Below are 12,750 nucleotides of genomic sequence, written 5' to 3'. Positions count from 1 at the left end.
GATGCCAACCCCATGAACCACAGCTCGCCTCTTGGCCAGTTTTTCGACCGCCACGCCTCTGCCTGGACCCAGACCCACGGCCATCTGCCCGTGACCGATCGCAGCGAATCCGGCCCCGCCAGTGCCGGAGAGCATGAGCTGGGACAGCTCTGGCAGCCTGCGGCCCGTGATGCGGCAGATTTCGGCAACCTGGCCCAGGCCCTGGAGCTGGAGTTGCACCCCGCCCTGGCCGAGTTCTACGGTCACTTCTATGGGGGTAACCCGGGATTCGATGCCTCCTTCGGCGCCGGCGAACTGCTGCAGCCCTGGAACGAGGAGGACTTCGAGTTTCTCCAGGAGAACCTGATCGGCCATGCCCTGATGAAGCAGAAACTGAAGCAGCCGCCCACCTGGTTCATCGGCGTGATGGCGGACTCGGACCTGATGCTGGTGCTGGACAACGGCGACGGCTCCATCTGGCTGGAGTTACCGGGCAAGGAACCCGAAACCCGGGTGGCGGATTCCCTGGAGGCGTTGTTTGACAGCCTCTCCCCCAGGGTGGTTTTGCCAGAGCCCATGCCGGTGGAGCCACCGCGACCCGGTTTCTGGGCTAGGGTGAAAATCATGCTGGGGCATTTGACCGGCCGCAGTTAGTCTGCGATTCCAAGGAGAGAGTTATGTCAGTGATGACCCCCTGGCGTTCCCTTGTGGGGACCTTACTGCTGTTGTCTTTCAGCGCCCTTGCCAGCCTGGAGCAGGCCTTTCCGGAGCTGGCCGACCCTGACGCGCGCTACCTCATCTACTCCCACGGCTACATCGTCGAGGGCGACGATCCCAGGCCCATAAGTCCCAGGTGGGGGCTGTACGATTACCCGGATGTGCTTCGGGCCCTGAGCAGCGATGAGTACCGCCTGATTGCCCATCACAGACCTGCAGGCACCGAGCCCTTTGGTTACGCCAAGTCACTGGCGGCCAGGGTCGAGGGGTTGATGGCCGATGGCGTACCGGCCCACAACATTACCCTGATGGGGTTTTCCCGAGGGGGCGCCCTGTCGGTGCTGACCGCCAACGAGCTCAGGGAGACGGAGATCAATCTGGTGATTCTGGCAGGCTGCGCCGGGCTGGTGAAAGGGCACCCTGAGGTGCAAGCCTATGGCCGGGTGCTCTCCATCTATGAGACCACGGATCAGGTGGGCTCCTGTCAGTTTCTGATGGACCGCAGCCCCGGCGTCAGCAGCTTCGAAGAGGTAGCGATCACCACAGGCCAGGGGCACGGTGCCTTCTATCTGCCTCGGCAGGCGTGGTTGGCGCCGGTCAAAGAGTGGATGGCTGCTACAAAGGGGTAAACGGCCTCGAATGAGGCCGTTTTTTAAGGGACTAGAAGAAGCCCAGAGGGTTGGGGTCATAGCTCACCAGCAGGTTTTTGGTCTGCTGGTAGTTGGACAGCGCCACCTTATGGGTTTCCCGTCCGATGCCCGATTGCTTGTAGCCGCCGAAGGTGGCGTGGGCCGGGTAGAGGTGATAGCAGTTGACCCAGATTCTGCCGGCTTCGATGGCCCGGCCCAGGCGCATGGCCCGGTTCTGATCCATGGTCCACACTCCGGCACCCAGGCCATAGCTGGTGTCGTTGGCGATGGCGATCGCCTCCGCCTCATCCTTGAAGGTGGTGATCCCCAGGGTGGGGCCGAAGATCTCCTCCTGGAACACCCTCATGTCGTTGGTGCCCTTGAGCAGGGTGGGCTGCACATAGAAGCCGCCGCTGCCATCGGCCGGGGTAAAGGCATCGCCGCCCAGGAGGAACTCGGCGCCCTCCTCGCGGGCTACTTTCATGTAGCTCATGATCTTATCGAACTGTTCCTGAGACGCCTGGGCGCCCACCTGGGTCTCGGTATCCAGGGGGTTGCCCTGCTTAATCGCCTTGGCCCGCTCCAGCACCCGCTCGATAAAGCGGTCGTAGATGGACTCCTGCACCAGCGCCCTGGACGGGCAGGTACATACTTCCCCCTGATTGAAGAAGCCCAGCAACAGCCCTTCGACGCACTTGTCGATATAGGCGTCATCCTGATCCATGATGTCTTCGAAGTAGATGTTGGGGGATTTACCCCCCAGCTCCAGGGTCACCGGGATCAGGTTATCCGCTCCCTGATGCATGATATGTCGCCCCACCTGGGTGGAGCCGGTGAAGGCCAGCTTGCGGATGCGCTTGGAGCTGGCCAGGGCCTGTCCCGCCTCCTCACCAAAGCCGTTGACCACATTGACCACCCCCTCGGGCAGCAGATCGCCGATGGTTTCCATCAGCACCAGGATGCTGGCCGGGGTCTGTTCCGCAGGCTTGAGCACCACGCAGCAGCCCGCCGCCAGGGCAGGAGCCAGCTTCCAGGCAGCCATCAGCAGCGGGAAGTTCCAGGGGATGATCTGTCCCACCACGCCGATGGGCTCGTGAAAGTGGTAGGCGTTGGTGTGGGCATCCAGCTGGCCGATGCTGCCCTCCTGGGCGCGCAGGGCGCCGGCGAAGTAGCGGAAGTGGTCCACGCACAGGGGCAGATCCGCCGCCAGGGTTTCGCGGATTGGCTTGCCGTTGTCCCAGGTCTCCACCAGGGCCAGAACCTCGCTGTTGGCCTCGATGCGGTCGGCAATTTTCAGCAACAGGTTGGCCCGCTCGGCGGCGGCGGTGTTACCCCAGATGGGCTGGGCCTTATGGGCGGCATCCAGGGCCAACTCGATGTCTTCGGCACTGGATCGGGGAATTTCGCAGATGGTGGAGCCGTCCACCGGTGTGGTATTGGGGAAGTAACGACCCTGAACCGGCTCAACCCACTGGCCGCCGATGAAGTTCTGGTAACGGGATTTAAAGCTGAACAGGCCCCCTGGGGTGCCGGGCTTCTGGTAGATCATGGTGCGTCTCCTTCGCGGTTTGCGAGCTCCGGCACGGCGGAGACGACCTGCCCTGATACGACTTGGGCTTCGGCGGTGCCGAATGCTCTGTGGATGGTGGCTCTGTGATGAGCCGATATCTGAGTATGCCGGGGTTGGGCGCCATTGCCCATCGACTTTAGTCGTAGGGGCAGAGGTCGATGGGGCTGCCTCAGCCGGTCCAACTGAGCTTAGATCAGATCCCAGGAGAGGTTGGAGACCAGGCGACAGTCGTGGCAGACGAAGTGGAACAGGTCGTGGATGGTCTCGCCCAGGAACCACTCCTGATTGCCGCAGCGAGGGCAGGGCCTGGCCTTCTCCTCCTCCAGCGATCCCCCGCCGACCCGGTAGAGGTAGTAGTAGGTGGGGACCTGGGTCAGATACTCGAGGCGACCTCGTAGATCCCAGCCCCGACGGAACAGGGCGCTGTTGACGCTGGTGATCTCATCCAGGGCGGCGAACTCCACGGCGCCGCTGCCGGCCATCTGCAGTTCATCACAGGCCTGCCATTCACTCTGCCACTTGATCAGCGCCTTGTGGTCGCCGTTGAAGGTGGCGGGCAGCCGGTACAGGGGCACGGGCATCATGGTCTCGCCGTCCCTCAGTGGCGAGCAGGTGTGCACATAGGTGGTGTACAGCAGTTGCCAGTTGCTGGGCAGCACCGGGGAGCTGGCTTCACTGTTGATGTCCCGGCCCAACACCTTGAGCCGGGGACGGGTCAGTTTGGCCTCTGCCAGCAGGTCGATGCGCCTTTGGGCCCAGTCGGAGTGAAACCTTGGGTGCAGGCTCTCCTCTTCCGGGCACAGGGCGCGCAGCCTGAACTCGGCGTCGTGCTGCATCACCGGAAACTCTTTCCCCAGAATCTGGCCATTGGCCCGCCACGCTTCCACCAGTTGATTGATGGCGTACTCCACCTGAGAGAGGGTGGTGTCGGCAAAGCACTCAAAGCGAAGTTCAACCAGATACATAGGGGGCTCCAATACAGTCAGGCGGGCAATTATAGCGACCGGACCAAGGGGAGCAAGGGGATGACTCTCCCGTTATGACCTGGAGGGGCGTCAGCCCAGTTTGGACTCCAGCGCGGCAAGCCGGGCAGTCAGCTCCTGCACCTGGCGTTCCAGCTGGCTGAGGCGATCCTCCTCAGCGGGGGGCGGCTGCGGTGATTCAGGCACCTGCGCCAGAACGCCTTCGGGATCCGCCTGGTAAGCCTTGATCGCCTGGATCAGCGCCGGCATGGGGTGACGCCCTGTGGCGGCGGCCTTCAGCTTGGCCAGGGTGACCTCCTGCCCCTGACGGTGCAGTTTGGCCAAGGCGAGAAGAATGTCTTGGTTCATGTTGATAAAAAGTAGTGAGATTTACCAACAGTGTGGCGCAAATCCTAAAACTGACACAAGGAATATATTTAAATTATTGAAAGTTAACGGTTTTAACTTTTGGCAAACCTCTTGCTATTCCTTAGCCGTTATCGAATTTGACAAGGAGAACGAAGAATGAAGAACCAACTGATGCTGCCTGCCGCCATTGCCCTGACTCTGAGCCTGTCCGGATGTGTTGTTGCCGTTGGCGGCGACGGCTGGGAGGGCGACTCCTGGGATGGCGATAGCCACAGCTCCTGGGAGGAGGTGGAGAAGCGCAATCGGGAGAGGCTGTCCCAGCTGAGCCCCGGCATGAGTGTGGATCAGGTGGTGGCGCTGATGGGCACCGCCGAGTTTAATGAGTTTTACCGTGAAGAGAGCAAAGAGGTTCAGGTGCTGTTCTATCGAACCCACCGCACCAAGGGTGACGGCAAGACCTCTAAGGACGAGTGCACCCCGGTGGTGTTCGAGGGAGGCAAGGTGGTGGGCTGGGGCAACAAGGCCTACAGCAACTCCATCTAAGGGGGAGGCAGAGAATCAGAAACGCCGGCCTTGCCGGCGTTTTTTTGTCTCTAGTTTTTGTGCAGCAGGGTGTCCAGTTGATCGATCACTTCACTCCACTCTCCGTCGCTGCTGCGTCCCTCCCTAAGAAAGTCGGCCTGCGCCTGGGTCCAGAAGCCTGCAGCTTCGATGGGGGTGTCGGCGTCGAGATGATAGCCCTGAATAAAGTGGGAGACGGAAACTGGATCACTGGCCATGCCCAGCTGGTCGAACAGGTTGTTCAGATTGGCTTTGGTGGTGTCCATAACTGCATCCTTTCCATTGAAGAATCACCTTGAGTGTAGTCTCAAAGCTGAGCCTTGGCCGGGCCTTAAACCAATGGTCGGGGTACACTGGAAAAAGATCTTGTGTTATCAAGGTGTATCCAGAGAGAGTTGAACGCAGGAGAGAGAGTATGGGCCAAGGGCAGAGCGCTGAGATCAAGGCCAGCTACCTGACGGCTGAAGAGCTGAGGGTTGCGGCTTCGTTGCTCTACAACGCCTACCACGATGACCTGTTTTTTCAGCAGGCTTTCGGCCGGCAGGGCTATGGCCAGAAGCTCCGGGCTGCGTTGCGTGAGGAGCTGGCGGAGCTGTGGCAGCACAAACAGAAGCTGGTGGGTTTTTATCAGGAGGATGTCCTGGTGGCGGTCGCCTGTATCGTCGACAAGGAGTACCCGCAAGGGGAGAGCCGTTACTGGTATTGGCGACTGAAGATGGCTTTGGGCACAGGCTGGAGCCCTACCCGTCACTGGATGGAGCGGGAAGATGAGCTCAAGGGGATGTTGCCCGGGGACGATTACTGGTTGTTGCAGTTGATTGCCGTCCATCCCCAGCATCAGAATCAGGGGATCGGTGGCCAGGTTCTGGCCTCTTTGCTGCAACTGTTGTCTGAGAGTGACTCGCAGGGATTGGCGGTGTTTGTGTCCCAGCCCCAGCATGAACAGTTGTTTGCCCGAAAGGGGTTCAAGTCCATGGAAAAGGTGACATTGGGCGACGTTACCGGTCAATTAATGTACTTCGATGCGGCCGATCGGGATGGTGTGGCTCAATCGGTCTGATGGATTTTGTGCGAGATCTCTTACAAGCCTGTAGGAAAATGGTGGGTCTTTTGGCAGGTCCAATCTCGTTATCAAAATCCAAGTAATTGATTGTAAGGAATAAAGGCTAATTACAACCCTCGAATCGACCAATAATCCACCAGCCATTGATTTGGTCCCCTATCTTGTTTGTTTCTGTGATCTGAGTAGACTTTAAGGTGTGCCAAGGGAACAGGCTTCTAAACCGACTTGGAGATGCGTGACAGGGAGTCGCCATTTAAGAGACGGTTTGGGCGAACCGGACAGACATCACTAGGATGGTGAGACTTGAAAGGGGAGCCGCTCTGCCAGGATTGCAGAATCCCAAGGAAGGTACAGGACACCTCCAGGACGGAGATGCGTTCGATAACAGGATGTTATCGTGTTAAGGAGAACAGTACAGCAATGTACAGGGATGCTGAAGGATCAGCACAGGGAAGATCGCAGGAAGCGAGTGGTACGCAAGGATGATGCAGGGAGCACGAATTATAGCGGGATTGCTTAGCGTGTAATATCTAGGGGCGCACTCTGTGCGCCCCGTTCTATTTGTGGTTTCAAAAAGTATCGCCCCGGGGTCAGAGATTCTCTCCGTTGAGGCTGGCCAAAGGAAGCCGCAATAAAAAAGCCTGACTCGCGTCAGGCTTTTTTATTGCTTTTTAGGCTACTTGCAACCACTGGAGCAGCTGCCGCTGGAGCAATTGGAGGCCGGTGCACGGCCTCCGCCGCAACCGCCGATGCGTCCTTTGCTTTGAGGCACCTCTTGCCACTCGGGCTCAGGGTAGAAGGGCATCTCCACATCCTTGAGCTTCTTGCCGCTCATCACCACAGTGGCGTGCAGCCGGTTCATGCCATCGGTGGAGAACTCACACTGATAGCGGGTGTTCCACCCCAGCCCCTGGCCGGCAATAAAGCCCAGACGGGCGCGCACTCTGGCGGTGCTGACCCACTGCAGACGCCGTTTTTGGCAGACCCGCTTGGCATGAAATTCGGCGATCTCGGAGATCTGCCTCAGCTGCCAGAAGATGGCGGCGATTCCGCACACCACCAGTCCCAGAATAAGATCGGTGAGATTCAACATTCCCTACGCCTTAACACTTTGCATGAGGTGGCCGATGGCTTCCGCCAGGGCCTGATCCCGCTCGGGGTCCCTCAGGACACTTAAAACCTGTTGACGTAACGTTGGCATGGAAACCAGATCAGAGTAAAGAGCTACGAACAGGGTTTTGTCCAGTTTTGCCAGTCGGGTCAGGTAGGCCTTGAGCAGAGGCGGGTGGGTCAAGGCCTCCCAACAGCGGGCGGCGATCACCACCAGAGTGTCGGCGCTGGCCTGGGGCAGGGCCAGCTCGATCGCCTTGGTCAGGGACGCTTTGTGTCCAGCCAATCCGCGCAGGGCCATCTGGTTGATGGCGTCGTGATCCCCCTCTCCCATCAGGGTCAGCCAGGCTTTGGCCATCTGGGGTGAGCAGGGGAAGTGCTCCGCCACTGAGGCAAAGGCGGCCAGGGGTTCTGGGGGCATCTGGCCGATGGCCACCGGCAGCTCCTCCTCCCGTTGCGCCAGGCTGAGACGGGCCAGGTTGTCCGCCAGTCCCTGCAGGCCCAGCTGCTGCCAGTTGTCCCAGCCCAACTGACCTTTCAGGTAGCTTTGGCAGTGTTCGTAATAGATGGAGGCGGGGCGGGCCAGCTGGGCATTGATGCGGGCATGGAACACCGCCAGCTTGTCCTGACTGGGCTGAAAGATAAAGGGGTTACTCTTGAGCTGTTCCTGCTGCTCCTGGGTCATGGGGGCGGTGGGGTCCTTGCCCAGGGCGTCCACCACGGTCTGCAGAAACTGGCTGCGGGCGGCGGGGTTCAGCAGGCCACGCTCATCCAGGGGCAGCTTGATGAACCAGATGTAGTGGTCCTGGGACAGGGCCGGATTCCAGAACAGTACCCCAAGCCAGGCATGGCCGCTGCGGGGATAGGGGTAGGGGCTTTGGGTCGCCTCCACCTGGGCAAACTCGATGGGATCCAGGGGAACCACCCGGCGTCCCAGGTCGAATACCTGATACTGGACCCCTGCGGCCTGGAGGAACTGATGCAAAGTGGTGATGTTTTCCATGAGCGCTCTCTGGTTTCTGGCACGGCTGTAAAGCAATTGAGCGCGCTATTATAGGGGCAAGCAGAATCCGATGGTATGATTCCGCACCATTTGATCCCCGGGAGTGAGAGATGACCCTGAAGATGGCGGTTCGCCGCGAGCTTGAGCGGTTGCAGGCGCAATTGATTCAAGATGGCTTGTGGCAGTCTGAGCCGGTGCCGGCCCAGGCGCTGGCCAGTACTCAGCCCTTTGCCGTGGACACCCTGAGGTTTGAGCAGTGGCTTCAGTTTATCTACCTGCCCAGGCTGTTTGCCCTGCTGGACGCCGGGGCGCCTTTGCCCACCAAGGTGGCGGTGGCGCCCATGGCGGAAGAGGCCCTGGCGGGCCGTGACGAGGTGATTGCCCTGTTGTCGAAGCTGGACTCCCTGATGAGTGAGGCACAAGATGCTTGAGATTCTGTTTGAAGATGAGCATCTGGTGGCGGTGCACAAACCCAGTGGCCTGCTGGTGCACCGCAGCTGGTTGGCTAAGCGGGAAACCGAGTTTGCCATGCAGATGGTTCGGGATCAGGTGGGGTGTCATGTGTACCCGCTGCACCGGTTGGACCGGCCCACGTCGGGCATCCTGCTGTTTGGCAAGTCCGCAGAGATTGCCCGAATTATGCAGCCCCAGTTTGCCGAGCGCGGTATCCACAAAGAGTATCTGGCCCTGGTCAGGGGGTACCTCAATGAGGGGGGAGAGCTGGATTACCCTCTGAAGGAGGAGCTGGATAAGATCGCCGACGCCCAGGCGGATCAGGATAAGGAGGCTCAGGAAGCGGTCACCTGTTATCGTCCTCTTCATCGGGTGGAGCTGCCCTATCCGGTCGGACGTTACGACAGTTGCCGTTATACCCTGGTGGCGATGAAGCCGCTGACCGGTCGCAAGCATCAGCTGCGCCGCCATATGGCGCACCTGCGCCATCCCATTATCGGCGACACCAGCCATGGCGACGGACGCCATAACAAGTTCTACCGGGATCATTTCGGGGTGCAGCGTCTGTGGTTATTGGCCAAGGCTTTGTGCTTCGATCATCCGGTGACCGGAGAGCGCATCGAGTTGGAGACTAAGCTGGAGGAGGAGTGGCTGCGCCTGTTCGAGGCATTTGGCTGGTCAACAGAGCAGCAGGCTTATCGCCTTTTGGAGCCGCTGGGGGCGGATTGAGGCAGGGAGCCCAGGCGCTCCATATGGGTGTGGGTGAAATAGGTCAGGCGGCGGATACGCTGCCGCTTGACGTGAATCCTGTGATGAGTACGACGTACTCTCTGACGGAACTGCATCCTGCCTCCGTTGGCGCGGTTGTTGCGCCTTTTCGGTCCTTACAGTAAGGTGGAATTGGGAATTTATCAAGTCATTAACAGGATGTAGTTCGATGGCCAGGATCAGTGTGTTAGTGGGGTCGGTGTATGGTGGAGCCGAGTTCACGGCGGAGCAGGTATGTCAGGCTCTGCAGGTACAAGGCCATCAGGCTGCCATCAGTGATGCCCAGTCTGCGGATCAACTGCTGGCGGAGGGCAGCGACGCCTGGCTGGTGGTGACCTCCACCACAGGCAGCGGCGACCTTCCCGACAACCTGCTTCCCCTTTTCCTTTCTCTCAACGAGCAGTTTCCCCTGGTGCCCAAGTTGCGCTACGGCGTGATTGCCCTGGGTGACTCCAGCTACGGAGACACCTTCTGTGGTGCCGGGCGCCAGTTCGATGAGCTGCTCGCCGAACTGACCGCCGTGCGCATCGGAGAGCGTCTGCAGATCGATGCCTGCGAGACCATGGAGCCCGAGCAGGTGGCTCTGCCCTGGGTGGAGTCCTGGCAGAGACAGCTCTGCGAGGCACTGGTCGAGGCGTAGTCGAGGGGTTATGACCAAAAGCTGGTTCCGCAGTCTGCAAAGGGTCGGTAAGGCCCTGATGGTGCCGGTGGCGGTGCTGCCGGCTGCGGGTCTCCTGTTGGGGTTGGGCACCAGCCCTCTGGGTATCTTCCCCGAGGTGGTGCAGAGTTTGCTGCTGCAGACCGGCTCGGTGATCTTCAGCCTTCTGCCCCTGCTGTTCGCCATGGCCATCGCCCTCTCTTTCTGTCATCAGGACGGTTCCGCCTCGGTGTCGGCGGTCATTGGCTATGGGGTGATGCTGGCCACCATGTCGGTGCTGGCCCAGGTGTATGGCTGGGAGACCAGCACGGTGCTGGGGATGTCGACGCTCAATACCGGCGCCCTGGGGGGCGTCCTCAGCGGGGCGGTGACCTCTATGGTGTACCGCCGCTGCTACCGGGCCGAACTGCCGGAGTTTCTCGGCTTCTTCGCCGGTCGCCGGCTGGTGCCTCTGGCCAATGTGCCTGCGGCCATCCTGCTGGGGCTGTTGATGGCCAGTCTCTGGCCCTGGATGACCCTGCTGCTGGATAAGGTCTCTCACTGGGTGGTGTATCAGCAACCGATGCTGGCCTGGGGAGTCTATGGTCTGGTGGAGCGACTGCTGATCCCTCTGGGGCTGCATCATATCTGGAACCTGCCGTTCTACTACGAGGTGGGCAGCTTCTCCACCCCTGCCGGCTACCTGATTCAGGGCGAGGTGGGGCGCTTCCTGGCGGGAGATCCCGATGCCGGACACCTGGCGGGAGGCTATCTGGTGAAGGTGTGGGGGTTGCCGGCGGCGGCCCTGGCCATCTGGCGCTGTGCCGATGTCAATCAGCGCACCCAGACCGCGGGGGTGATGTTCTCCGCCGGACTGACCTGCGCCATCACCGGTGTTACCGAGCCTGTGGAGTTTGTCTTCCTGTTTGTGGCGCCGCTGCTCTATCTGGTGCACGCCCTGCTGACCGGCCTGGCCTATGTGCTGGCCATCGCCGTGGATTTCCACCACGGGCTGGTGTTCTCCCAGGGGCTGCTGGACTTTAGCCTGTTCTACCACCTCTCCCGCAACGACATCTGGTTCTGGGTGCTGGGGATCCTCTACGGGGTGGCCTACTATTTCCTGTTCAGCTTTGTGATCACCCGCTTTAATCTGCCGACTCCGGGGCGAACCCCCCACGAGGCCAAAGAGGAGATCAGCGCCGAGGAGGTGCTCAGCGCCCTGGGCGGCGGGGACAATATCCGGGATCTGGATGCCTGTCTGACCCGCCTTCGGGTGAGTGTCCATCAGGCCGCCATGGTCAAGGAACCCCAACTCAAGCAGCTTGGCGCCAAGGGAGTGGTGGTGATCGGCGATGGTGTCCAGGTGGTGTTTGGCCCCCAGGCTGAGAAGCTGCGGGGGGAGATGCAGGAACTGTTGCTGCGCGCCTGACATGGGTGTGAATGAACGAAGCCGCTGTGCAGCGGCTTCTCTTACCCTATCGCTTGTCTTTTTTAGTCAAACCAGACTTCCAGCCGCTGGCCATTGAAGGCGATATCCTGAATGGTCACCTGACCTTCGTAGTAGCGGTCTCTGATCAGATTGGCAACCTTGTCGGCCCCATTTACTTCGGCAAAAGTGGCCACGTCATCGCCGTTGCACACCAGCTTGTCCAGCACCCGGTAGGGATTGACCCGGTACACTTTCATGGTGTTGTGGAAGGTGAGACGGCTGTTGGAGAGTGAGGCTTTGCAGGTGGCGATCAATGACTGCTCCATGGCGGAGGTCATGGCCGCCTGTGCGGGCAGAGCGAGGGCCATACCCAGGGCGGCGGCGGTAAGAGTCAGTGCTTTCATTCCTTTCTCCTTGGTATATCCCAGGGGTGATTGGGGGTGATCGTGTCCCACTAAGCATGGTGGCTCAGGTATGTTCAGGTGGTTACAAAGGGTAAAAGGGTGTGTCCCTGATTGCGGCCAGACGGCCAGAAAGATGGAGGTGGTTCATTTGGGTGAGAAAAGCCTGAGAAAAGTGTGTCTGCACTGAAACAAAAAAAGCCCGCTTAAGCGGGCTTTTTGTCAGGGGCACGGCCTTTTAGGACCGTTTTTTGCTCTGCGTGGCTTATTCAGCGCTGCGCAGCAGCTCGTTGATGCCCACCTTGGAGCGGGTCTTGGCGTCCACCTTCTTCACGATGATGGCCGCGTACAGGTTACAGGAGCCATCGGAGGAGGGCAGGGTGCCGGAGACGACCACGGAGCCGGCAGGCACGCGGCCGTAGTGAACTTCACCGGTTTCACGGTCATAGATGCGGGTGCTCTGGCCCAGGTAAACGCCCATGGAGATGACGGAGCCCTCCTCGACGATGACGCCTTCCACCACTTCGGAACGGGCACCGATGAAGCAGTTGTCCTCGATGATGGTGGGGCTGGCCTGCAGGGGCTCCAGAACGCCGCCGATGCCAACACCGCCGGAGAGGTGCACGTTCTTACCAATCTGAGCACAGGAGCCCACGGTGGCCCAGGTGTCCACCATGGTGCCTTCATCGACGTAGGCGCCAATGTTGACGTAGGAGGGCATCAGTACGGTGTTGCGGCCAACAAAGGCGCCCTGACGCACGGTGGCGGGCGGCACCACGCGGATGCTTTCCTGACGGAAACGGGCATCGTCGTAGTCGGCGAACTTCATGGGCACCTTGTCGAAGTAGCGGGTCTCGCCGCCCTCCATCACCTGGTTGTCGAACAGGCGGAAGGAGAGCAGTACCGCTTTCTTCAGCCACTCATTCACCACCCACTGACCGTTCTGTTTCTCTGCAACGCGGGCCTGGCCTTTATCCAGCAGATCCAGGGCGTGTTTCACGTCCTGAACCAGGGCGGCGTCGGCATTGGCTGGGGTGATGTCGGCGCGGCGCTCAAAAGCGGCTTCAATGCGTTGTTGCAGTTCGGTCATCGAATTAAT

17 protein-coding genes are annotated in these 12,750 nt (G+C 60.1%); 8 read left to right on the top strand and 9 right to left on the bottom strand.

Annotated elements, in window-relative coordinates:
• Nucleotides 1-12 precede the first annotated feature (12 nt).
• Together syd and QUE41_RS17070 are read left to right on the top strand one after the other, a co-directional pair.
• The gene (syd, locus tag QUE41_RS17075) at nt 13-633 is read left to right on the top strand and encodes a SecY-interacting protein (protein WP_286340193.1); all 621 of its coding nucleotides are present in this window, start codon (nt 13-15) and stop codon (nt 631-633) included.
• A gap of 23 nt (nt 634-656) precedes the next feature.
• On the top strand, nt 657-1,325 hold the full coding sequence (locus QUE41_RS17070; protein ID WP_286340192.1) for an alpha/beta hydrolase: 669 nt from the start codon (nt 657-659) through the stop codon (nt 1,323-1,325).
• Nucleotides 1,326-1,356: 31 nt separating this feature from the next.
• Here QUE41_RS17070 and exaC read toward each other — a convergent pair whose 3' ends face one another.
• The 3 genes from exaC to QUE41_RS17055 form a co-directional block, all read right to left on the bottom strand.
• Nucleotides 1,357-2,874 carry an acetaldehyde dehydrogenase ExaC gene (exaC, locus tag QUE41_RS17065; RefSeq protein WP_286340191.1) on the bottom strand — a complete coding sequence of 506 codons (1,518 nt, stop codon included), beginning with the start codon at nt 2,872-2,874 and terminating at the stop codon, nt 1,357-1,359.
• A 209-nt stretch (nt 2,875-3,083) separates the two neighbouring features.
• A complete protein-coding gene (locus QUE41_RS17060; RefSeq protein ID WP_286340190.1) occupies nt 3,084-3,860 on the bottom strand; it encodes a Zn-ribbon-containing protein in 777 nt (258 codons plus the stop codon).
• Between the two features lie 90 nt (nt 3,861-3,950).
• Nucleotides 3,951-4,202: a hypothetical protein gene (locus QUE41_RS17055; protein WP_286340189.1), complete on the bottom strand. Its 252-nt coding sequence runs from the start codon at nt 4,200-4,202 to the stop codon at nt 3,951-3,953.
• Nucleotides 4,203-4,382: 180 nt separating this feature from the next.
• Between QUE41_RS17055 and QUE41_RS17050 the strand changes: the two genes are divergently transcribed.
• Complete coding sequence (locus tag QUE41_RS17050; RefSeq protein ID WP_286340188.1) at nt 4,383-4,769, top strand: DUF3192 domain-containing protein; 387 nt, start codon at nt 4,383-4,385, stop codon at nt 4,767-4,769.
• 50 nt (nt 4,770-4,819) lie between these two features.
• On the opposite strand, the gene QUE41_RS17045 is transcribed toward QUE41_RS17050, so the two are convergent.
• Complete coding sequence (locus QUE41_RS17045; RefSeq protein WP_286340187.1) at nt 4,820-5,053, bottom strand: DUF2789 family protein; 234 nt, start codon at nt 5,051-5,053, stop codon at nt 4,820-4,822.
• A gap of 149 nt (nt 5,054-5,202) precedes the next feature.
• Here QUE41_RS17045 and QUE41_RS17040 point away from each other — a divergent pair, with 149 nt between their 5' ends.
• The gene (locus tag QUE41_RS17040; protein ID WP_286340186.1) at nt 5,203-5,847 is read left to right on the top strand and encodes a GNAT family N-acetyltransferase; all 645 of its coding nucleotides are present in this window, start codon (nt 5,203-5,205) and stop codon (nt 5,845-5,847) included.
• Between the two features lie 679 nt (nt 5,848-6,526).
• Here the strand turns inward: QUE41_RS17040 and QUE41_RS17035 are convergent.
• Together QUE41_RS17035 and QUE41_RS17030 are read right to left on the bottom strand one after the other, a co-directional pair.
• Entirely contained in the window at nt 6,527-6,943 is a 417-nt protein-coding gene (locus QUE41_RS17035) for a DUF3301 domain-containing protein (protein ID WP_286340185.1), read from the bottom strand.
• A 3-nt stretch (nt 6,944-6,946) separates the two neighbouring features.
• Nucleotides 6,947-7,963 carry a DUF3549 family protein gene (locus tag QUE41_RS17030; protein WP_286340184.1) on the bottom strand — a complete coding sequence of 339 codons (1,017 nt, stop codon included), beginning with the start codon at nt 7,961-7,963 and terminating at the stop codon, nt 6,947-6,949.
• Nucleotides 7,964-8,073: 110 nt separating this feature from the next.
• Between QUE41_RS17030 and QUE41_RS17025 the strand changes: the two genes are divergently transcribed.
• The gene (locus QUE41_RS17025; protein WP_286340183.1) at nt 8,074-8,394 is read left to right on the top strand and encodes a YqcC family protein; all 321 of its coding nucleotides are present in this window, start codon (nt 8,074-8,076) and stop codon (nt 8,392-8,394) included.
• Nucleotides 8,387-9,145 carry a tRNA pseudouridine(65) synthase TruC gene (truC, locus tag QUE41_RS17020; protein ID WP_286340182.1) on the top strand — a complete coding sequence of 253 codons (759 nt, stop codon included), beginning with the start codon at nt 8,387-8,389 and terminating at the stop codon, nt 9,143-9,145. Before QUE41_RS17025 ends, truC begins: the two co-directional genes overlap by 8 nt.
• Here truC and QUE41_RS17015 read toward each other — a convergent pair.
• Nucleotides 9,112-9,261 carry a hypothetical protein gene (locus QUE41_RS17015; protein WP_286340181.1) on the bottom strand — a complete coding sequence of 50 codons (150 nt, stop codon included), beginning with the start codon at nt 9,259-9,261 and terminating at the stop codon, nt 9,112-9,114. The two genes, truC and QUE41_RS17015, sit on opposite strands and share 34 nt — an antisense overlap.
• Before the next feature lie 92 nt (nt 9,262-9,353).
• On the opposite strand from QUE41_RS17015, the gene QUE41_RS17010 reads away from it, so the two are divergent.
• Both QUE41_RS17010 and QUE41_RS17005 read left to right on the top strand, forming a co-directional pair.
• The gene (locus tag QUE41_RS17010; protein WP_286340180.1) at nt 9,354-9,824 is read left to right on the top strand and encodes a flavodoxin; all 471 of its coding nucleotides are present in this window, start codon (nt 9,354-9,356) and stop codon (nt 9,822-9,824) included.
• A gap of 10 nt (nt 9,825-9,834) precedes the next feature.
• On the top strand, nt 9,835-11,250 hold the full coding sequence (locus QUE41_RS17005; protein ID WP_286340179.1) for a PTS transporter subunit EIIC: 1,416 nt from the start codon (nt 9,835-9,837) through the stop codon (nt 11,248-11,250).
• A 62-nt stretch (nt 11,251-11,312) separates the two neighbouring features.
• Here the strand turns inward: QUE41_RS17005 and QUE41_RS17000 are convergent, their stop codons facing one another.
• Both QUE41_RS17000 and dapD read right to left on the bottom strand, forming a co-directional pair.
• Nucleotides 11,313-11,654: a DUF3718 domain-containing protein gene (locus QUE41_RS17000; protein WP_028110830.1), complete on the bottom strand. Its 342-nt coding sequence runs from the start codon at nt 11,652-11,654 to the stop codon at nt 11,313-11,315.
• Between the two features lie 262 nt (nt 11,655-11,916).
• Complete coding sequence (gene dapD / locus QUE41_RS16995) at nt 11,917-12,741, bottom strand: 2,3,4,5-tetrahydropyridine-2,6-dicarboxylate N-succinyltransferase (RefSeq protein WP_028110829.1); 825 nt, start codon at nt 12,739-12,741, stop codon at nt 11,917-11,919.
• Nucleotides 12,742-12,750: the final 9 nt, after the last annotated feature.

It is taken from the genome of Ferrimonas sp. YFM (assembly GCF_030296015.1).
Classification (GTDB): domain Bacteria; phylum Pseudomonadota; class Gammaproteobacteria; order Enterobacterales; family Shewanellaceae; genus Ferrimonas.
This window is presented reverse-complemented; position numbering and strand designations above follow the sequence as displayed.